Genomic DNA, 20,587 nt, shown 5'->3' on the forward strand with positions numbered 1-20,587 from the left:
CTTTTAGGAACCATCGGCCGGCGATGATTCGCCGCTGCTGGAAGGAAATGGCCGAAGCGCTTCTTCCCGCGGCAACGCTGTAGGGGCATCTGTGGCGAGCCCGTAAACCTCGATGCCACTTAGCACGCCCTCGCTCGCGAAAATGAATATCCCGGCCGGCTCATCGTTCGGTCCAAAGAAGAATTCTCCAAGAATGCGCACCCCCGGCGGCGCAGGTTGGCGGCCCTTGATCTGGAAATTGACGCTTGCGCAGCCGCAAGAACATCGCCAAGGCGTTATCTCCGCCGCCAAGAGCTGTTCGAGAAACCCGCTCGCCTCCGGACTGCCGTGCTCCAGCATCCAACGAGCGAGCGAAAATTCCGTTGCGGACAATGGACGGTTTGTTTCGCGAGCGCTCATAGTGCGTAATTTGGATTCGATACGAGCCAGCTTAGCATGGGGATGTCAGTCATCCGCTCAGCGACTTGCCATCCACCGCGGTGCGTAATCAAACTATAATTTAAATAGGGCTCGGTCAGACACGGCGTTCAGAGCATGCTGTCATGCAGCGGTGGCTTCGCTAATTTGTCTGACGCTTTCGCCCGGCTGCCGTCGAAACTTGACACTGTCAGGAACAGATTGGCGAAGACAGTACAGTTTCTGTGGGATAACCGCGGAGCGAAACATGCAAAGCCAACCTGGTTTCAAAGGAAATCACCTGCTCGCGGTTTTGCCCGAAGCGGAATCACTTCGCCTTACCCCATCTGGTGCCGGTTGACATGCCCTTGGGGCATGTCGTGTACGAGTCGGGTGATCACCTCCATGACGTGTATTTTCCGACCACCTCCATCGTCTCCCTTCTGTACGTCATGGAAGATGGCGCGTCTGCCGAAATTGCGATCGTGGGCAACGAAGGGCTTATCGGCATTGCACTTTTTATGGGCGGGGAAACCACACCGAGTCGGGCGATTGTGCAAAGCGCTGGCGCGGCGTACCGGCTTGATGGCAGGATTCTGAAAGAGGAATTCCATCGCGCCGGCCCGGTGCAGCGGCTGTTACTGCGCTATACCCAGGCACTGATTACGCAGATGGCCCAAACAGCCGTTTGCAACCGGCACCATTCGATCGACCAGCAACTGTGCCGCTGGCTGCTGCTCAGCATGGACCGCCTGCCGTCGAACGAGCTGACAATGACGCAGGAGCTAATCGCCAACATGCTTGGCGTGCGGAGGTCCGGCGTGACGGAGGCGGCGCTGAAACTGCAGGACGCGGGACTGATCCGCTACAGTCATGGCCACATCGAGGTGCTGGATAGACCGGGGCTAGAACACCGCGTGTGTGAATGCTATGGCGTGGTGAGACGGGAATTCGACCGGTTGCTGCCTGATCTGATGGCGTTATAAGAGCCGGATCTTCCGTTCACGCATCCAGTTTCTTTATGCTTCGCAACGTGCTTCTTGATGGGCGGTTTCGGTTCAATGGAGATATCCCCCGAACAGTCCGAGCAGTCCGATAACGATCAGGTAGATCGCAACGATGTAATTCAACAGGCGAGGTACCACGAGAATCAGAATGCCGGCGATCAGCGAAACCAGCGGACCCGCGTTCGTGAGAATGTGCATGCCTCCTCCTTAAGATTGAAGCCGATAAGTAGACGCAAACCTGCCCCGTCTGCGTCGCTCGCTATAGTGACTTGTGCCCGGTGACCCTCGTGCCTTCGAGCGTCACATGCGCGCGAAAGATCACCGCTGCTTATGGCCACGGTTCGGTGGATCGGGTGCGCGGATGCAGGCGCGCACACGACAACGGGGCAGCCGCGTTGGCCACCTCGTTTCGCTTTCGCCGGACGCTATCGATTGCACCGGGCGACGCCGCTCAGTCTATCTAAATCGCCGCAATCGCGCCTGCATGTCGACGGTGTCGATTTTCAAGTGGCGGTCAGCCAGGCTGGCGTCGCCTGTCTGCGTGCGAGCCGCAGCATGCCGGCGGCGGATCCGCACTCGGCCGATTGAGCGTCGGTGAAAGGTGACTGACATCCGCACAATCTGACGGGCTCTTCAGCCCGCAGATTCGAGAGGTGCTGTTGAATGCGTTCGATACATGTCGAGCGTCAGCGCTTCGCCGTCATACGATAGAAATGTGGCCGCAGCCTCCGCTGCGCCATGAGCAGATTCGGCGACCCGCGCAAACATCAGCGTTTCAAATTCGATTACCGCCTTGGCCCAGTGTTCTCGTTCGATAAGCAGCCGGGCCAGCTCAGCGGCATCCAGCATCGCATTGTTCACGCCGTCGCCGCCGAACGGCGACATCACATGCGCGGCATCACCCAGCAGCGTGAGTCCGGGACGGTGGGCCCAGAAATGACCTACCGGTAGTGCATAAATATGCCGTACTGCGAAGTGTTCGTTGCTGGCAGCGAAGAGATCGACAATATCGTTAGCAAATCCATCGAACTCACGTTTGAGGGCTTCGCGCATTGTGTCAGGCGTACTGAGGTCGAAACGTTTGCCAACCCAGTCTGTCGGGACGCGGAAGATGGCATAACCGCGGATGTGCGCGTTACCGTTGCGTTGAGCAATGATGGCTTTGCCGTCGGCTTCGACTGACATTTTGCCGCGACCCACGAGTATCGATAGAGCAGGGTGCAAGCGGTCGACATCGTCTATCCCGAACTCGACAAAGGTGAGGCCGCTATATTGCGGCTTGTACGGGGAAAGGACCGGTCTGATCCGCGACCATGTGCCATCCGCCCCTACGACCAGGTCAAAGGGCCCCTCCATGCCATGGTCGAAGCTGAGATGCCAGGTGCCGTTGCCCTGGTCGATCGCCTCACGCACTGTGCAGCCCCAGCGCACGGTACCGTCCGGCAACGCCGAGATCAGGATGTCACGGAGTGCCGTGCGATCGACTTCCGGGCGATCACCGCTTTCGCCACTGTCCTCAAATAGCAGTTTGCCGGCCTTGTTTAACAGGCGGGTGCCCTGGTCGTCGTAACGCGCAACCGCTTTGATTGCCGGCATCAGTCCAGCCCGCGCGAGGGCAACAAGCCCCGAATCTTCGTGAAGATCGAGCGTGCCGCCTTGCGGACGTTCGTGCGGATCGACGTCGCGCTCGAAGACCGTGCTCTGAATACCGGCGGCATGCAGAACGCAGGCGAGTGTAAGACCTGCAGGGCCGCCGCCGACTATAGCGATACGAGGGATTCTGGTCACCGGGTACGTTGGTTCATATATAATAGGTGCCTATATATAAGCATAGGCTCCTATTCAAAGTCAACATGACTGGAAAAAACTTGCAGAATCCCCTAAGACTCATCGGTCGAGCCAATCGTGTATTTGCGCGGGTCGTCGAGGGACCGTTACGTGAACTCGGCTTTGCCATGAGCCAGGTGCCGGTGCTGGTGACGTTGAAGAAGGCGGGCGCGCTGTCTCAGGCCGATCTGGTTCGTCTCTCAGAGGTCGAGCAGTCCAGTATGGCGCAGTTGCTCAACCGCATGGAGCGCGATGGACTGGTCGAGCGCGTCGCTGATCCGGGCGACCGGCGGAGTCGGTTGATTTCGTTGACAGAGGGTTCCGCCCGGCAATTGCCGTTGGGAAAATCGGTCATGGAGGCGGCGAGCCGTCAAGCATTGGCTGGCTTCAGCACCGAGGAGAAGGCGCAACTGGCGTCGTTGTTGTCGCGTGTGAATGCAAACCTGGATGCGGCAGCGCCCAAGGTTTGATCGTTAGCGGTTATGAAAAACCTTGTAATAAAATGTAATTGAAAGTCGAAATTCATCGCTTGGACGTAATTTGTCTGCAAATTGCACCTCGTTTCGCACGATTTTCCCCCACGAAAAAATGAGGTGAACGATGAAAGCGACACGGAGATGGTCAGCGGGTGTGGCGGCGCTCGGCGCAAGCGCACTCGCTTTAGGTGGTGCACTCGCGCCTGCACAGGCGAGTGAGGCGGACGGTGTCAAACACGTCTTGCTCATCAGCTTCGACGGCTTGCACGCGCAGGACGTGGCGCGTTGCATAGCCGGCAATACCTGTCCGAATCTCGCGCTTCTGGCGAAATCGGGCATTACGTACGCGAACGCGTTTACGCCCGGACTTTCCGATTCGTTCCCGGGCCTCACCGCACTCGTTACGGGCGGCTCGCCTAAATCCGCCGGCCTTTTCTATGACGTCTCATACGACCGCACGCTCTACGCGCCCAACGACACGGGCTGCGTCGGCAAGCAGGGCTGGAACGTCGTGTTCGACGAAACCACCGGCAAGGACGGCGAAAACGGCGGCCCGCTCGTGCACCTCGACGGCGGCGGCGCGTTCAATCCGCAGGCCATTCCGCGTGCGCGCGTAGGCGCGAAGTGCGTGCCCGTCTATCCGCACGACTACGTGAAGACGAATACGATCTTCGAGGTCGTCAAGGAGAACATGCCCAATTCGTACACCGCGTGGGCCGACAAGCACGCGTGGGGCTACGACTGGCTGAACGGCCCGTCGGGCCGCGGCGTGGACGATCTCGCGCGCACCGAGATCAATTCGATCGACCCCGCCACCAACACGTACTACCTCGACACGTACACGCATACCGAGAAGTTCGATGACTATCACGTGCAGGCGCTCATCAACGAGATCGGTGGCAAGGACTCCACCGGCACGCGCGACGAACCGGTGCCGACGCTCTTCGGCACCAACTTCCAGACGTTGAGCGTGGCGCAGAAAGCCACAGTGGCGACGGGCGGCGGCTATCTCGACGCCGGCTTCACGCCGGGTCCTCAAGTGACGGGAGCCATCAGCTATATCGACAACGCGCTTGGCCGCGTCGTTGCCGCGCTCCAGCAGCAGAACCTCTACTCGTCCACGCTCATCATCGTGACCGCCAAGCATGGCCAGTCGCCCACCGATCACACGAAACTCGTGAAGAACGGCGACACGCTCACGAAGTTGCTTGAGGCGAACAACTATCTGGATCCAAACGGCAACTTCGGCCAGAACAACACGAAGAGCGGCAATCTGAACGACGGCACGGGTCTCGTCAACACCGGCTTCGTGCAGACCGACGACGTTGGCCTCGTCTGGCTACGTGATCAATCGCAGCGCGACGCGGTGGTCACGACGCTCAAGAAGAATCTCTCGTGCAACGCGCCTGGGATCTGCGCGGACGGCCCGCAGGCATATATTCTCTACGGTCCCTCCCTGGTGAACCGCTTCGGCGATCCGGCGCAAGGCCGCACGCCCGATATCATCGTGCAACCGAACCCCGGCGTGATCTACACGTCGAGCACGGCGAAGGATGAAGAGCACGGCGGCAATGCGCCCGACGACAGCCATCTTGGCCTCGTCGTTTCGTATGCGGGGCTGCACCACCCCGGCCGTAGAGTCGATGAACGCGTCACGACCACGCAGGTTGCGCCCACCATCCTGAAGGCGTTCGATCTTGATCCGCACCTGCTGCATTCCGTTGCCCTCGAAGGCACGCGCGCGCTGCCGGGCCTCGGCTTGAGAAGCGACGAGTAACACACGTTGCAGCGCGGGCCGGCATGTCGCACGAAACGCTGGCCCGCGTATCAGGATGCGCCGGTCACTTCCGGGTTTTCTTCGGGATCAGTAGTTGCGCCAATTCCTGCAGGAACCGTACGGGCCCCTCTGTGTGCAGTGCGCGCCCGCTGCTGAGTGCGCCGTCAATGATTGTTCCCAGCCGTAAAGCAAAGGTCTCCGGCTCATCGACGCGCAAGGCTCGCGCCAGATCCGCGAGCCGCCGCCGCAGTTCCCGCTTATGCGCCACCGCGACCTTGCGGGCGGGATGGTTATCGTCCGCATATTCCGCGGCGATGTTGATCTGCGGGCAGCCGCGATAACCCGGACGCGCAATGCGTTCGCCAATCCATTGAAGTTGCGCGTCCAGTTCTTCGCGCGGTGCGCCCTTATGCTGGGCGGCAACCGTATCCCAATGCCGCCAGAAGTCTTCGTCTTCGCGGAGAAGAAAGGCTTCGATCAGGTCATCTTTCGTTGAGAAATGACGATAAAGGCTCGTCTTGGCGACACCCGCCTGCGCCACGATAAGGTCGACGCCAACTGCACGCGTACCTTCCCGATAGAAAAGCTCGCTCGCGGTCCGCAGAATGCGCTCACGCGTATCAGGTACGGATTCGCGCGTTTGTTCTCCCTTCTTCATTCAGGCCAGCCTCAAAGATTTGTCATGCCGAAACTCTTTTTTCGATCATAGCACTCGAAGATTGACGGCGCTACAGATCTGTATTATAAAACAGACAGGTCTGTAGCGTTATCAACCATGTACCGGAGTCAGCGATGAACGACCGAATGACGGTTGCGGTTTACGGGGCCACTGGCCACACGGGAAATTTTGTTGTCGCGGAATTGAAGCGGCGTGGCATCGGTGTTGTCCGGATAGGGCGAGATGCTGCGCGTCTGAGAGAAAGTGCTGCTGGTGACTCGACGCCATGGCGCGTCGCGGCCATCGATGACCCAGGGCAACTCGACGCGGCGATCCGTGGTACGGACGCCGTCATTAACTGCGCCGGACCTTTTCTCGATACCGCGCTGCCAGTCGTCGACGCCGCGTTGCGCGCCGGGATTCCCTATCTCGACCTGGCGGCGGAACAGGGCGCGCTCCAGATGCTGGTCGAGCAACGCGATACGAGCGCACGCGACGCGGGGGTGACGCTCATTCCCGCTGCGGCGTTCTATGGCGGACTCGCCGATTTGCTGGTTACGGCAGCTGCAGACCAGGACAAGCCGCTCGACAGGGTCGATATTGCCATCGGTCTCGACAGTTGGCATCCCACGCCCGGCACGCGCCTGACCGGCGAACGCAATCGCGCGAGACGGCTGATCCAGGCGGAGGGGAGACTGACGTTTGTCCCGCAGCCTGCGCCCGAAGGCATGTGGTCCTTCCCGTCGCCGCTCGGCACCATGGAGGTGGTGATGCTCCCCTTTACGGAAGTGCTCACCGTCTCGCGTCATCTGCGTATCGACACGGTCGAGTCCTGGCTCGCGCTCTCGGCTCTGCGCGACATTCGAGATCCCAATACGCCGACACCGCAGCCTCACGATGAGCAGGGACGATCGGCTCAGCAATTCATTGTGGACGTCGTGATCGAACAGGGCGGGACGACGCGTCGCATCACCGCAACGGGACGCGATATCTATGCGGTCAGTGCACCGATCATCGTGGAGGCGACTGAGCGGTTGCTGAGCGGCAAGGTCGCGCCGCGAGGGGGTGTCCTAAGTCTTGGAGACATTTTCGATGCCAGGGATTTTCTCGCCGCGCTCGATACGGTGACGGTTTCCTATGACGCCGTATCCAGCCCGATATTGACGAGGAGAGGCGAGCATGAGCGGAACGTTGAGTAATACGAACCGCTGTCCCTGTATCACATGCGCATAGCCCTATCCCGGGTGTCTTTGCCAAAAGGGCTATTGCGCGCGACGTTTTGACCGGCCTGACGGTTCCGGCTGTTCTGCCAGGAGGCGGCTGGCCAACTCAAAGCTGTCGACACAATCTCCTGCCGCCCAGGTTTCGGCGAGTGTGGTACGAAGCGTGCGTAGCGTCTTTCGCTGCGCACGCAGGGCGGTCATGAGCTGCTCGATCTCGTCGAGCCGCATGTCGAGTTGGCGCAGCAAATCATCTTTCGGATAAGTCTCGTGACTGGCGAATGCCTCGCGCAGTTTGTCGAGCGGGAAGCCGAGATTCTGCGCTAGCTGCACCATGCGCAGGCGCCCAACGGCCATATCAGAGTAGACGCGATACCCGTTAGGACTGCGCTCCGGCGCGGGTAGCAAGCCGCTCTGCTCATAAAAACGGATGGCAGACGGCGCGAGGCCGGTTTTTTCCGCGAGTTCGCCGATTCTCATAGCGCTTGACCTTCAAGTTGACTTTAATCTTAGTATAGCGGCATCGTCCATCTCGCACACTGACTTTGCCATGACTACATCGCTGTTTACACCTCTGCAGTTGCCCAACGGCACCTGGCTGCCCAACCGTCTGGCCAAAGCGGCGATGGAAGAAAACCTTGCCGACGCGGGGCAACTGCCTGGTGAGACCATCCATCGCCTGTACCGCTCGTGGGCCGAAGGCGGCGCGGGTCTTATCGTCACTGGCAACGTAATGATCGACGGCCGGGCGCTGACCGGTCCTGGCGGGATTGTGCTTGAGGCCAATACGCCCCTTGCACCGTTCATGCAGTGGTCACAGGCGGCACGCAGCAAGGGCGCCCAGGTGTGGATGCAGATCAATCATCCGGGCCGGCAAGTGCTGGCGGCGATGGGCGGCAACGCGTGGGCACCCTCCGCTGTCCCGATGGCGCTCGGCAAACACAGCAAACTGTTCGCGCAGCCGAGCGCGATGAGCGAAGACGAGATCAGCGAGACCATCGGCCGTTTTGCGGCGACGGCATACGCTGCCGAACAGGCGGGGTTCACAGGCGTGGAAATTCACGCCGCACATGGTTATCTGATCTCGCAGTTCCTTTCGCCGCTGACCAATCACCGCTCCGACCGTTGGGGCGGCAATCTTGCCAACCGTGCCCGCCTGTTGCTGGAAGTCGTGCGTGCGGTTCGCGCAAAGGTCTCACCGGGTTTTTGCGTAGCCGTCAAACTGAACTCCGCCGACTTTCAGCGCGGTGGCTTTTCGGAAGACGACGCCCGGCAAGTCGTACTGTGGCTGAATGAACTGCCGGTCGACCTGGTCGAGCTATCCGGGGGCAGCTATGAAAGCCCCGCGATGCAGGGCGACACCGCTGACGGGCGCACCCTCGCGCGCGAAGCCTATTTCCTCGAATTCGCCAGAGATCTGGCCGGCGTCGCCGCGATGCCTGTCATGACGACGGGCGGCATCCGGCGTCGCGCGGTGGCTGAACAGGTGCTGAACAGTGGCGTCGCAGTCGTAGGCATGGCCACGGCGCTCGCCGTGATGCCCGATCTGCCCGCACGCTGGCGGGCAGGCGCGGATCTGGGCGCGCACATTCAGCCGATTGAATGGCGCGACCGGGCACTCACCGGGCTCGCCCGGATGGCACTCGTCAAACGTCATTTACGTGCGCTCGGTGCAGGACGTACGGCACCTGCCAGGTATTCCGCGGTCCTTACCTTGATCCTCGATCAATTGCGCGCGCGCCGGCTGACGCGGCGTTATCGGCAATGGAAGCAGGCGCACGCGTGAAGGAAGAGTTGGAGCAGTACACCCTCATTCACGGTTCTACAGGGCAACACGAATGGGCAACGTGGTTGAAGGCCCATGGCGGGTCGGCTGCCAGGAACTATGAACACATCACCTTCAATCTGGATGAGCTTGCGACGAACGCCGCCGCTCGCGGACTGGGTGTCGCGATGACGGATCTCACCCCGGTGCAGCGCTAACCCGCCTTCGGCGCTGCAGTTTTCTGATGATGATCGGCGGCGAGGAACATATACATCGCAGGCACTACGAACAACGTAAAAAGCGTGCCGATCGAGAGCCCCGTGAAGATTACGAGCCCCATCGCATTGCGACCCGCCGCGCCCGCGCCCGAGGCGATCACGAGCGGCAGGACGCCGAGCACCATCGCCGCTGTTGTCATCAGAATCGGCCGCAGCCGCACGCCCGCCGCTTCTTCCAGGGCCTCGCGTTTCGATTTGCCTGCGTGTTGCAACTCGTTGGCGAACTGGACGATCAGGATGCCGTGCTTGCTGACGAGCCCCATCAACGTGACGAGCCCGACCTGCGTGTAGATGTTCAGCGTCGTCAGACCGATGTTGATGAAGATGAGCGCTCCGAAGAGCGCCATCGGCACCGAAACCAGAATCACGATCGGGTCACGGAAACTTTCGAACTGCGCCGCGAGCGCGAGGAACACGATGATCGTCGCGAACAGCAACGTGATGACGAAACCACCGGACTCCTGGACGAACTGCCGCGATTGCCCTGAGTAATCCGCGGAATACCCCGCTGGTGCGGCCTGTGTGGTTGCCTTGCGCAGAAAATCGAGCACCTCGCCTTGTGATACGCCTGGCACGGTCACGCCCGAGATCGTCGCCGAGTTGAGTTGCTGGAAGTGGTTGATCGATTCCGGCACGACGTTGTGTTCGAGATGCGCAATCGTCGAAGCCGGAATGACACTGCCGTCCGGCGTACGCAGGTAGTAGTCGAGCACCTGCGAAGGATTCAGGCGGTCGGTCTGCAACACCTGCGGAATCACCTTGTACGAGCGCCCGGCGATCGAGAAGTAGTTGACGTAGCCGCCCCCGAGCGCTGAGCCGAGCGCTTGCCCGACGTCGCTCTGCGAGAGGCCGAGCGAGGCGACCTTGTCGCGGTCGACAATGAGCGTGGCTTCCGGCTTGTCGAGCTTGAGATCGCTGTCGACGAAGAAAAACATCCCGCTCGCGCGGGCTTTCTGCAGGACAGCCTGCGATACCTCGTTGAGGTTCTCGAAGGGTTCGGTCGTGCTGATGACGAACTGCACTGGCAGACCCTGCGAGCCCGGCAGCGGCGGAAACTGGAACGCCGCGACGCGAGCACCGGCAATCTCATTCCATTTCTGCTGCAATTCCTGCTGCAAGGCGGTCGCACCCTTGCTGCGCTGGTCCCATGTCTTGAACAGTACGCCGCCGATCCCCTGGTTGAGCGTTGGCGCACCAGTGAGCTGGAACATCTGCGAGTATTCAGGCAACGCTTTGGAGATGTTGAACACCTGGTCCGCGTAGGTCTGCATCTGCTGGATCGTTGCGTTCGGCGGCCCCTGGATCTGCGACAGGACGATCCCCTGATCCTCCTGCGGCGCGAGCTCCGATTTCGACGTCATGAACAGGTAGACCGTGCCGCCGAGCAGCAGCGCGCCCATCAAGGTGAACACGGGCCAGGTGTCGAGCGTCGCGTGCAACAGACGGCCGTAGCCACGATGGACGCGGTCGAACTGGCGGTCGACGAAACGCGCGAAACGCCCAGACTCCTGCTCCGCGCGAAAGAAGCGCGAGCACATCATTGGCGACAACGTCAGCGCGATCACGCCGGACACGGTCACCGCGCCGGCGAGCGAGAAGGCGAACTCGGTGAAGAGGGCACCTGTCAGGCCGCCCTGAAAACCGATTGGCGCATACACGGCGATCAGCACGACGGTCATCGCGAGGATCGGTCCGCCGAGTTCGCGAGCGGCGATCAGCGCGGCATCGAGTGGCGCTTTGCCTTCTTCCTTCATGTGACGATCAACGTTTTCGACGACGATGATCGCATCGTCCACGACGAGCCCGATCGCGAGCACGAGTGCGAGCAGTGTCAGCAGATTGATCGAGTAGCCGAGCAACTGCATCACGAAGAACGTGCCGATGAGCGACAACGGCATTGCGATCAGCGGCACGATGACCGCGCGGAAACTGCCGAGGAACAGGAAAATCACCACGGTGACGATCAGCAGCGACTCGACCAGCGTCTTGATGACTTCGACGATTGCCGTGTTGACGAAATCGGTTGCGTCATAAACGATGTCGCCCGTCATACCGATCGGGAACTGCTTCTGCAGCCCGGGAAAGACGGCCTTCACGCGCTTGGCCACATCGAGGATATTGGCGTCCGGCGCGACCTTGATGCCGATGAACACTGAACGCTTGCCGCTGAACGCGACGTTGAAGTCGTAGCTGTCGGCACCGAGTACGACGTTCGCGACGTCTTCGAGGCGCACGATCGCGCCGTTCTTCTGTTTGACGACGAGTTGCTTGAAGTCGTCGACGGTATGCAGGTCCGTGCCTGCGTTGAGGTCGACGCTGACCATTTGCCCCTTCGTCGTGCCGAGCGTCGCGAGGTAGTTGTTGTTGCCGAGCGCCGTGAAGACGTCGGTTGCCGTCACGCCGTGCGCGGCGAGCCGCGTTGAATCGAGCCACGCGCGCAACGCGAACTGCCGGCCGCCGAGGATTTCGGCTGTCTGCACGCCTTCGATCGAATCGAGCTTGGGCTTGATGACACGCAGCAGGTAATCGGTGACGTTGTTGCTTGGCAGCACATCGCTGTAAAAGCCCATGTACATGGCGTCGGTGGTCTGCCCGGTCTGGACCGTCAGCACCGGCTGCTGCGCCTGCGGCGGTAACTGGTTGCGCACGGAACCGATCTGCGTATTGATCTCGGTGAGCGCGCGATTCGCGTCGTAATTCAGACGCAGCGTTGCGGTAATGGTCGAGACGCCGGTGCTGCTGGTCGACGACATGTAGTCGATGCCTTGCGCCTGGGCGATCGCGGCCTCCAGCGGCTGGGTGATGAACCCGGCGATGGTGTCGGCGTTCGCACCATAGTAAGCCGTGCTGATCGTCACGACCGCGTTTTCGGTCTGCGGATACTGGCTGACTTTCAGCGCGGCCAGCGAGCGCAGTCCGAGCACGAGAATCAGCAGGCTGACGACCGAGGCAAGCACGGGCCGCCGGATAAAGAGATCGGTGAATGTCATCGCGCGGTCTCTCTATTGTTCCTGAGGCGTCGGGTTCGGACTGTCCGTCGGCTGCACGCTGTTGTTGATGACAAGCGGCGTGCCGTTCTTGAGCTTGAGCTGCCCGCTCGTCACGACCTGCGTGCCGGCTTCTACGCCTTTGAGAATCGCAACCTGATCGCCGCGCGTCGGCCCTGGCGTGACGAACACCTGCTGCGCGACGGGCAATGTCTTGCCCTGCGCGTTGGGTTGCGTGCCCGGCTTGACGATGAATACGGTCGCGCCATAGGGGTTGTAGGTGATGGCCGTTTGCGGCAGCGTCAGGTGGCGCTGTCCGGCACCCGCGTCGATCTTCACGTTCGCGTACATGCCCGGCAGCAGCTTGCGCTCATGATTGTCCACACTGGCTTCGATCTGCACGTTGCGCGTGGCGCTGTCGACTTTCGGGCTGACCGACTGGATTTTGCCCACGAACGTTTGCCCGCTGTACGCATTGGTGTCGACCACAATGGTCTGGCCGATCGCGAGCTGGCCGAGCTGCTGCTGCGGCAGGTAGAAATCGGCGTAGATCGGATCGATTGCCTGCAGCGTGACGATCGCATCGCCCGGATTGATGTACTGCCCCGGATTGATCGTGGTGATGCCGAGGCGCCCCGCAAACGGGGCGCGGATGGTCTTCTTGTCGACGAGCGCGGCCTGTTGCGCGACTTGCGCTTTCTTGCCCTTCAGGTCGGCGGCGTCCGCGTCGAGTTGCGCCTTGGCGATCGCCTTGATGTCGTACTGCGCCTTGTCGCGCTGGTAGACCGTCTGGGCGAGTTCTGCTGCCGCCTGGAGCGACTGGAGCAGCGCCACATCGCTGTCGGCGTTGAGTCTGACAAGAACCTGCCCGGCTTTCGCTTCCTGCCCTGAGTTGAACGCCACCTCGCGCACGAGGCCCGCGACTTCGGTGGTGACATCGACGCCGCGCACGGCGCGCAGGCTGCCGACCGCCGCAAGCTGCGGTTGCCACGACTGATAGCCGGCGACCACCGCCGAGACAGTGGCGGGCGGCGCCGCGTTGCCCGCCATGAACTTCGCGATCATGTGCGCGCGGAACAGGTTGAAGCCGACGAGCGCGGCCAGCAGCAGGCCGACGCAGATCAGCATGATCACCATCCGCTTTGTCATCGGTTTTCTTTCGGTCATCGTGATGTCCTTGCACGGCATTGGCGCGAGGCGCCGGACGTTGCGTTCCTGAGCATTCCTGACAGCGCGTGTTGCGAAGAGCAGTGAAGCGAGTGTTCCGTCCTGCGATGTGTCAATGCGTTGTGGCGGCAGCGGTGGCCGGCGCGGCGGCGTTCCACCAGCCGCCACCGAGCGACTGGAAGAGGGCCGCGGTATCGGCGTAGCGGGACGCCTGCGCCTGCGCAAGGCTCACCACCGTTTGCTGGTACTGGCGTTGCGCATCGAGAAGCGACAGATAGCTCACTCCGCCGATGCGATATTGCCCGCGCGTCAGTTCCAGCGAATCGTTGGCGGAGCGCCAGGCGTCCGTCTGGGCTTTCAGGCCGGTCGCGTCGTGATCGAGCGCGCGTAGCGAGTCCGCAACGTTCTGGAACGCCAGCAGCACCGTTTCACGATATTGGGCGTCGGCCTGCTCGTACGCCGCCTCGGCCGCGCGCTTCTGCGCACTCAGTTGACCGCCGTGGAAGACCGGTTGCAGCAGACCGGCGCCCAGGCTCCAGATCGTGCTGCCGGCCTTGAACACCTGGGCCGGCGTCAGCGCCTCGGCGCCGTAGCTGGCGGACAGCGTGATCTGCGGATACATCGCCGCGGTCGCCACGCCGATCTGCGCGCTGGCCTGATGCAGTACGGCGTCGGCGGCGAGGATGTCGGGACGCTGCTGCACCAGTGCCGACGGGAGGCTGACGGGCAGCGTCTCGGGCAATGAAAACATCCCGAGCCTGAATTCGGGCAAGGCGGTGTCGCTGGGCAGTTTGCCGGCCAGCACGGCGAGTTGGTGGCGCACCTGGTCGAGTTGCAGTTGCAGCGGCGGCAGCGTTGCGCGGGTCTGCGCCAACAGGGTCTGCTGCGCGAGTACCGTCGTACGGCCCACGCCTCCCAATTCAAACTGCTTGCCGAGTACGCCCAGTTGCTCGTCTTCTTCCGCGGCGATCCGCTCGGTTGCTTCGATCTGCGCGCGTAGTGACGCTTCCTTGACGGCCGCGGTCACAATGTTGGCTGACATCGCGAGATAGGCGGCCTGCAACTGGAAGCGCTGGTAATCGATTTGCGCGTGCAATGCTTCAAGTTCGCGCCGCGCGCCGCCGAACACGTCGAGCTTGTACGACACGTTGACGGATGCGTTGTAGAGATTGAACTCTTCGACCAGTCCAGGCTCACCGAACGCGATGCCGTTCACTTTTTCGCGCGTGGCGCCGAGTTGCGCGTCGACGCTGGGCAGCAGCGAGCCGCCGGCTTGCGCCGAGAAGTTTTCGCGCGCCTGCCGCAACGCAGCTTGCGCTGCGACGATGTTCGGACTGTTGACGAGCGCCTGACGGATCAGCGTATCGAGCGGTTCGCAATGAAAGAGCGCCCACCAGGCAGCGGGAATGTCCTGTCCCGGCACAAAGCGCTGCGGCAAGCCGGCGGCCCCCGGAGAAGAGGCCGTCTGCTCGGGCATCGGCGAGGCGGTGTAGGTGTCGGTAGCTGGCGCGGCGGGCGTGCGGTAGTCGGGGCCGACCATGCAGCCGGCCACTGCGGCGCTGCCGCAAAGCGCGATGCACACGCGCAGCCGCCGGACAATACGCTGGTTGACGTCGATCATCGATCCACCTTGTTTCGCCTGCGCTTAGCCTGAGCGAGGGGTGCGGGCGGGCCTGTTCAGGCCACCCGAGCTTTCGATGTTTCTTTTCCTGACGGCGGAATTTTCCACGCGGAACGATCGCTACGCGTAGCCTAGCATGGTCGATTGTTGCACTTGCGCACGAGATCACGTAGTCCATGCGCCCGGCGGCCTTTCGGGCGGCCGGGCGCATGGCAAGGGATTCCCCTGGGTCCGGCGAACGGGCGATACTTCCAGGCTCACTCCGCAGCGATTGCCGGCGTTCTCTCGATGAGAGACCTGATCAGCTCCTGATCGACCGGTGTCGCCGGGTTGTAGACGATCATCTGAAGATCCGGCCGCCCGTCGATCGCGAAGGATGAGAATTCCAGCGAAATCGGTCCGAGCACGGGGTGGCGCAGGTGCTTGACCCCGTCACCGTGGGTTTGCACCTCATTGTCTCGCCACATGGCGGCGAACTCGGGACTTGACCGGCACAGTTCGTCGACGAGCGGCGCTACCTCGGCGTCGGCGCCTGCGCGCGCGGCATCGATCCGGAAGGCGCTTACCACGAAGCGGGCCACGCTTTCCCAATCGAACTGCGCGGCACGAACGCGGGGATCGCTGAAAATCATGCGCAGGATGTTGCGTTTTTCAGGTGGCAGCGTGCCGTAGTCGGTGAGCACGGCCGCGGCTGCGCGGTTCCAGGCCACCACGTCCCAGGTCGCAGTCCTGACGATCGCCGGGCTATAGGGCAGCGCATCGAGCAGGCGCTGCAGTCGCGGCGTGATCGCGTCACCGCCGCGATAGTGGACTTCGGGTGGATGGCCGAGGCCGAGCAGGAATACGTGTTCGCGCTCGACCTCGGTCAGCATGAGTGCACGGGCGATGCGGTCCAGCACGTCCGCCGACGGATTGCCGCCGCGACCCTGCTCCAGCCAGGTGTACCAGGCCGCGCTGATGTTGGCGCGCTGCGCCACCTCTTCCCGGCGCAGTCCCGCCGTCCGCCGCCGGCCACCAAAAATGCCGAAGGACGCGGGATCGAGCTTGGTCCGCCGGTTCTTCAGATAGTTGCCGAGCCGATTGCCGCTCCCGTCGTCGTTCACGTGGGCCATGCGTAACCTCCGAGGACGTATACCTGAATAATGCCATCACTTTAACAGGATGATTTTGCGTCGTACATTGCGCTCAATCAGTTGGACTAGTCTGATTCCGGGCGCTTGAATCTGCCTCGCGCGGAAACCCTGTATCAGCGCAACTGCAAACACACATTAAATCCCGGCCGGCAGCATGACTTTCGCCTTATTTGCGCAAGACAACGACATGGCGAGCAACGACGCGGGCCTTCATGTCTGGCGCGAATCCGGGCATTGACAGGAGAGGACGGCGCGTTAAATCTGGCGTGCCGAGATCATTCAGCCACGCACTGGCGCGACTCGAGCTGGCTGAAAAACGCTTCAAATCCCTCGATGGGAAGCGGGCGGCAGAAATAGTAGCCCTGGTACGCATGACATCCCGCGGCGGCGAGGAAATCTCGCTGAGCCTCGGTCTCCACTCCTTCGGCGATAACCCCCAGGCCGAGGCTCTGCGCAAGCGCTACGATGGTTCTGGCAATCACAGCGTCGTTGGGGTCGACCAGGACATCACGCACGAACGACCGGTCGATTTTCAACTGGTCCAAAGGCAGACGCTTCAAGTAGGAAAGCGACGAATATCCGATACCGAAATCGTCCAGTGAAAAGACAACGCCTTTCGCCTTGAGCGCACCCATCTTCTGGATGATGTCCTGCGCGTTGTCCACCAGCACACTTTCCGTCAGTTCCAGTTTTAACCTGTCTGCTCTCGCGCCTGTCTGGTTAATGGTGGCCAACACCTTGTCCACGAAGTCGGGTTCGCGGAACTGCTGGACGCTGACGTTGACCGCAATCGTGAGATGAGCCATCTCGGGCCGCGTTGCCCATTGCGCCAGTTGCGTGCAGGCCGCTTCCAGAACCCAGCCGCCCAATGCAAGAATCAATCCGGTCTCTTCAGCCAGTGGAATGAAATCGGCAGGCGGCACAATACCGCGCAAGGGATGTTGCCAGCGCACCAGCGCTTCGACGCCCGTGACGCAAGCGCCGTCGACCTGTGCCTGGTAATGAAGCAGGAACTGATCTTCCTCGATTGCGTTGCGTAGTCCCGCCTCGAGTGCAGCCCGTTCCACCACGACAGTCTGCATGTCCGGATCGAAGAAGCACACCGCATTGCGTCCTCTCTCTTTCGACTTGTACATCGCGAGGTCGGCCTGCTTCAGGAGCTCGTCTATGGAAGCCTGCTGCCCCATGAATACGGTGGCGCCAATGCTCGCGGTGCTGCGGTATTCAATGTCGCCAAGCTGATACGGCATGCCTAGGACTGAGAGAATTTTTTCGCCCTGAGTCTCGGTCTGGCTCGCTGCCTCCTCGCGGTTTTCATGCAAGCTCCCCAGCACCACCACGAACTCGTCTCCACCCACCCGCGCCACGGTGTCGCTCTCGAGTACGCTGGCCGCCAGACGTTGCGCCGCTTGCTGCAGCAGCAAATCGCCTTTGTCGTGGCCGAGGGTGTCATTCAAGGTCTTGAAGTGATCGAGGTCGATGAACAGCAAGGCGCCGCACGCTTCGCTGCGGGCGCTGGAGGTGATCGCCTGTTTCAGCCGATCCAGCAGCAGGGTGCGGTTGGGCAAACGGGTCAGCGCGTCGAAGAAGGCCAACTCCTTGATTTTTTCCTCCGCGATCTTGCGTTCGGTAATGTCGTGATGCGTGCCGACATAGTGACTGACAACACCATCTGCTCTCATTACCGCGGAGATCGTGAGCCACTTGGGATACACCTCGCCATTTTTGCGGCGGTCCCAGATTTCTCCCTGCCATCCGCCAGTCCGGTGGATGGCTTCCCACATCTCGCGGAAAAAAGTGGTGCCGTGGCGGCCTGATTGAAGTATTCGCGGTGTTTGGCCCACAATTTCGCCGGCGGTATAGCCGGTGCATTCGGTGAAAGCCGAGTTCACGCGCAGAATGTTGGCGTTGGCGTCGGTGATCATCATCGGCTCCTGCGAGTCGAAGGCGACAGCGGCGATTCGCAGTTCGGTCTCGACCTGTTTGCGCTCGGTAATGTCGCGCCCGCTTGTGCGAAAGCCAATGAAATCGCCTTTGGCATCGCTGATTGGAACCCACGAAACGGAAAGCCAGACCAGTGAGCCATCCTTGCGAACACAACGAAACTCGAGGTCATCGCCGCGAAAGCCCTGAAGTCCCTTCAGAAACTCAGGGGCAACACGGGGGCGATCTTCCGGATAGATCAGGGTGCCTGCAAAGTCGGGCATGGCCATGCATTCTTCGACCGTATAGCCCGTGTATTCCTGCACGGATGGGTTGATCCAGCGGGGCTTGCCGTCCGGGCCCCACCAGACCTCCCAGTTGACCGTGCAGTCGGCGATCGCGCGGAATTTTTCCTCGTTCTCGCGCAATTCCTGTGTCATCGCGGAGGCGAGCCGCAGCGCGCGGCCGCGACCGGTCATCATTAGCCAGGTGAGCAGCGCGAGCAGCAGGCTAAGACCGATGCCGGCGCTGGCGATCAGCAGTTCAGCGTTGCGGCCGAAACGGGATTTGAAGTCGTCCTGAGCGCTCATCGAAAGCGTCCAGTCGTGTCCGCCAACGACCAGATACTCGTTGGCCGAAATGATCGCGAGCGGATGCTGGCCGCCTGTTGCAGGTGTTCTGTGCAGCAGTGCCGCGGGGGACGGTTCAATGCCGTCGTAGATGGCGATGCTGAGTCCCGGCGGCTGATCGCCGTACAGACTTGCGATGACGTCGTGCATGCGGAACGAAGCGTAGACCCAGCCGACCAGGTGCGCCCGGCGCTGGGCGACGCTGTCCTGCGATTGCCCTTGTGCGTAGATTGGCAGGTACATGATGAAACCGGGGCGCGCGTCGGCCTCGGTATCCACCCAAAGACGGACCTTCCCGGAGATGCTTGCCATTCCGGAATCGCGCGCCTTTTCCATGGCGCGCCGCCGCACCGGGTCGGCCCACGCGTCCACGCCCAGCGACGCGCGATTGAGACCAATATACGGCTCACGCTGGATGACGGGTGCGTAGTTGTCGCGCGAGCCCTGCGGCTCAATGGTGTAGCCGGTCAGACCTTGCTGGCGCATGGCGGCCACATGGGCATTCTTCTGCGTCGCCGTTACCCATTCGGCGATGCCGATGGCCTGGATGCCGGAGAAGTTCGCGTCGAGATTGAGCGTGCCGACGTAGCTGCGGAATTTGTCACGGTTGATTTCGCCGGTGGCGGCGAACAGGCTCTGCACGCCGCGCAGCAGGAGCTCGTAGGTCGCCATACGCTGTTCGACCCGGCTGACGGCGTCGCCCAGCGAGAAGTTGAACTGGGCGAGCAGTTCATGGCGGGCAGCTTGCCGTTCGTGGTCCCAAAGTATCCAGGTAACACTGAGTGAAGTGGACAAGACCATTAACGGGAGCAGGACCAGGCGCGCCCAGCTCACGGTGGCGTCTGGAGGTCGACCATCGAATCAGCGAGGTCGGGTTTGAAGTACTTCTCGAAGATGCGCTGGACGGTGCCGTCCGCGCGCATGTCATTCACGAGGGCGCGCCACTTTTCCCGCTCGGTTGCCGACAGCGCCCGCTTCGACATGATGAGGCCGTGCGGTACGGCGGGGTCATTGAACTCCACGATGGTAGTCACGTCGCGGATTTTCTTTTCATCGAGAGCAGGATAGTCGAAGGGTTCGATAATCATGCCCTGGATGTGCCGGAGGATCAGTGCCTGATACAGCGGATCGAGGCCGCCTGCCTGGCTGACGCGGTTTTCGGCCGAGAGTTTATCGACCAGCCGGTTGGCGGAATCGCTGTAACGGAAGCTGCGGATAACGCCAAGCTGAAACTGCTTGTTGTGCTCGAAATCGGTCAGTTGATGGATGCCGGCATCCTTGCGTACCAGCAAATAGTATTTGTTCCGGAAATACCAGGCGAAATCCGCGTATTGATTACGCTCGTCGTTGGCAATCCCGGACAGGCTGAAATCGAGTGCGCCGGACTCGATCAGTTTCCAGATACGGGCACGCGACATGAGGCTGACCCGGATCTGGCAGCCGCTGCGGCGGATGAGTTCGTCGGCGAAGTCTTTGTCGATGCCGGTGTCGGTGTCGACGGAATAGAGCAGGCCGTGATCGTGCAACGCGAGCGTAAATGAACGCGAGCAATCGGGACCGGCCGCCATCGCGCTGCCAAGACAGCATAGCGCAAGCAGCAAACCGCCAAGGCCATGTCGAATCACAGTGTCTCCCGCGCGAGAAGGTAGCTTGAATATAACCTTCCATTAACCTGCCGTCCGTCTGGATGGCAGGTTTAGCCCTCCCGGCGTTCGGTCGTTCT

At 61.4% G+C, this 20,587-nt stretch carries 16 protein-coding genes and 1 pseudogene; 6 read left to right on the top strand and 11 right to left on the bottom strand.

What is annotated here, in order from left to right; all coding sequences use genetic code 11:
* Positions 1-3: 3 nt before the first annotated feature.
* Positions 4-399, bottom strand: a complete 396-nt coding sequence (locus ACUN0E_RS09640) for a hypothetical protein (protein ID WP_445566430.1) — start codon at positions 397-399, stop codon at positions 4-6.
* A gap of 265 nt (positions 400-664) precedes the next feature.
* Between ACUN0E_RS09640 and ACUN0E_RS09645 the strand changes: the two are divergent.
* Positions 665-1,382, top strand: a pseudogene (locus tag ACUN0E_RS09645) (Crp/Fnr family transcriptional regulator).
* A gap of 72 nt (positions 1,383-1,454) precedes the next feature.
* On the opposite strand, the gene ACUN0E_RS09650 reads toward ACUN0E_RS09645, so the two are convergent.
* Positions 1,455-1,601: a DUF3096 domain-containing protein gene (locus ACUN0E_RS09650; protein WP_445566431.1), complete on the bottom strand. Its 147-nt coding sequence runs from the start codon at positions 1,599-1,601 to the stop codon at positions 1,455-1,457.
* A 435-nt stretch (positions 1,602-2,036) separates the two neighbouring features.
* Positions 2,037-3,191 (bottom strand): FAD-dependent oxidoreductase, encoded by a 1,155-nt coding sequence (locus tag ACUN0E_RS09655; protein ID WP_445566432.1) that lies wholly within the window; start codon positions 3,189-3,191, stop codon positions 2,037-2,039.
* A 167-nt stretch (positions 3,192-3,358) separates the two neighbouring features.
* Between ACUN0E_RS09655 and ACUN0E_RS09660 the strand changes: the two genes are divergently transcribed.
* Together ACUN0E_RS09660 and ACUN0E_RS09665 are read left to right on the top strand one after the other, a co-directional pair.
* Complete coding sequence (locus tag ACUN0E_RS09660; protein WP_445566433.1) at positions 3,359-3,700, top strand: MarR family winged helix-turn-helix transcriptional regulator; 342 nt, start codon at positions 3,359-3,361, stop codon at positions 3,698-3,700.
* Positions 3,701-3,830: 130 nt separating this feature from the next.
* A complete protein-coding gene (locus tag ACUN0E_RS09665) occupies positions 3,831-5,483 on the top strand; it encodes an alkaline phosphatase family protein (protein ID WP_445566434.1) in 1,653 nt (550 codons plus the stop codon).
* A 64-nt stretch (positions 5,484-5,547) separates the two neighbouring features.
* On the opposite strand, the gene ACUN0E_RS09670 is transcribed toward ACUN0E_RS09665, so the two are convergent.
* Positions 5,548-6,141, bottom strand: a complete 594-nt coding sequence (locus ACUN0E_RS09670) for a TetR/AcrR family transcriptional regulator (RefSeq protein ID WP_445566435.1) — start codon at positions 6,139-6,141, stop codon at positions 5,548-5,550.
* 134 nt (positions 6,142-6,275) lie between these two features.
* Between ACUN0E_RS09670 and ACUN0E_RS09675 the strand changes: the two genes are divergently transcribed.
* On the top strand, positions 6,276-7,340 hold the full coding sequence (locus ACUN0E_RS09675) for a saccharopine dehydrogenase family protein (RefSeq protein ID WP_445566436.1): 1,065 nt from the start codon (positions 6,276-6,278) through the stop codon (positions 7,338-7,340).
* 63 nt (positions 7,341-7,403) lie between these two features.
* Here the strand turns inward: ACUN0E_RS09675 and ACUN0E_RS09680 are convergent, their stop codons facing one another.
* Complete coding sequence (locus tag ACUN0E_RS09680; protein WP_445566437.1) at positions 7,404-7,841, bottom strand: MerR family transcriptional regulator; 438 nt, start codon at positions 7,839-7,841, stop codon at positions 7,404-7,406.
* A 70-nt stretch (positions 7,842-7,911) separates the two neighbouring features.
* Here ACUN0E_RS09680 and ACUN0E_RS09685 point away from each other — a divergent pair, with 70 nt between their 5' ends.
* Both ACUN0E_RS09685 and ACUN0E_RS09690 read left to right on the top strand, forming a co-directional pair.
* Entirely contained in the window at positions 7,912-9,147 is a 1,236-nt protein-coding gene (locus ACUN0E_RS09685; protein WP_445566438.1) for an NADH:flavin oxidoreductase/NADH oxidase family protein, read from the top strand.
* Positions 9,126-9,344, top strand: coding sequence for a hypothetical protein (locus ACUN0E_RS09690; protein ID WP_408227626.1), 219 nt, complete (start codon positions 9,126-9,128; stop codon positions 9,342-9,344). Before ACUN0E_RS09685 ends, ACUN0E_RS09690 begins: the two co-directional genes overlap by 22 nt.
* Here ACUN0E_RS09690 and ACUN0E_RS09695 read toward each other — a convergent pair.
* The 6 genes from ACUN0E_RS09695 to ACUN0E_RS09720 all read right to left on the bottom strand — a co-directional run bounded on the left by ACUN0E_RS09695 (position 9,341) and on the right by ACUN0E_RS09720 (position 20,489).
* Positions 9,341-12,394, bottom strand: a complete 3,054-nt coding sequence (locus tag ACUN0E_RS09695; RefSeq protein ID WP_445566439.1) for an efflux RND transporter permease subunit — start codon at positions 12,392-12,394, stop codon at positions 9,341-9,343. The two genes, ACUN0E_RS09690 and ACUN0E_RS09695, sit on opposite strands and share 4 nt — an antisense overlap.
* A 12-nt stretch (positions 12,395-12,406) precedes the next feature.
* Complete coding sequence (locus ACUN0E_RS09700; RefSeq protein ID WP_408519810.1) at positions 12,407-13,558, bottom strand: efflux RND transporter periplasmic adaptor subunit; 1,152 nt, start codon at positions 13,556-13,558, stop codon at positions 12,407-12,409.
* Positions 13,559-13,670: 112 nt separating this feature from the next.
* Positions 13,671-15,179: an efflux transporter outer membrane subunit gene (locus ACUN0E_RS09705; RefSeq protein ID WP_445566440.1), complete on the bottom strand. Its 1,509-nt coding sequence runs from the start codon at positions 15,177-15,179 to the stop codon at positions 13,671-13,673.
* 257 nt (positions 15,180-15,436) lie between these two features.
* Positions 15,437-16,291 carry a helix-turn-helix transcriptional regulator gene (locus tag ACUN0E_RS09710; protein WP_408227637.1) on the bottom strand — a complete coding sequence of 285 codons (855 nt, stop codon included), beginning with the start codon at positions 16,289-16,291 and terminating at the stop codon, positions 15,437-15,439.
* A 296-nt stretch (positions 16,292-16,587) separates the two neighbouring features.
* Positions 16,588-19,698, bottom strand: a complete 3,111-nt coding sequence (locus tag ACUN0E_RS09715; RefSeq protein WP_445566441.1) for a bifunctional diguanylate cyclase/phosphodiesterase — start codon at positions 19,696-19,698, stop codon at positions 16,588-16,590.
* Positions 19,695-20,489 carry a substrate-binding periplasmic protein gene (locus ACUN0E_RS09720; RefSeq protein ID WP_408227643.1) on the bottom strand — a complete coding sequence of 265 codons (795 nt, stop codon included), beginning with the start codon at positions 20,487-20,489 and terminating at the stop codon, positions 19,695-19,697. The genes ACUN0E_RS09715 and ACUN0E_RS09720 overlap by 4 nt, the downstream gene beginning before the upstream one ends.
* Positions 20,490-20,587 lie beyond the last annotated feature (98 nt).

The organism is Paraburkholderia sp. D1E (genome assembly GCF_052682275.1).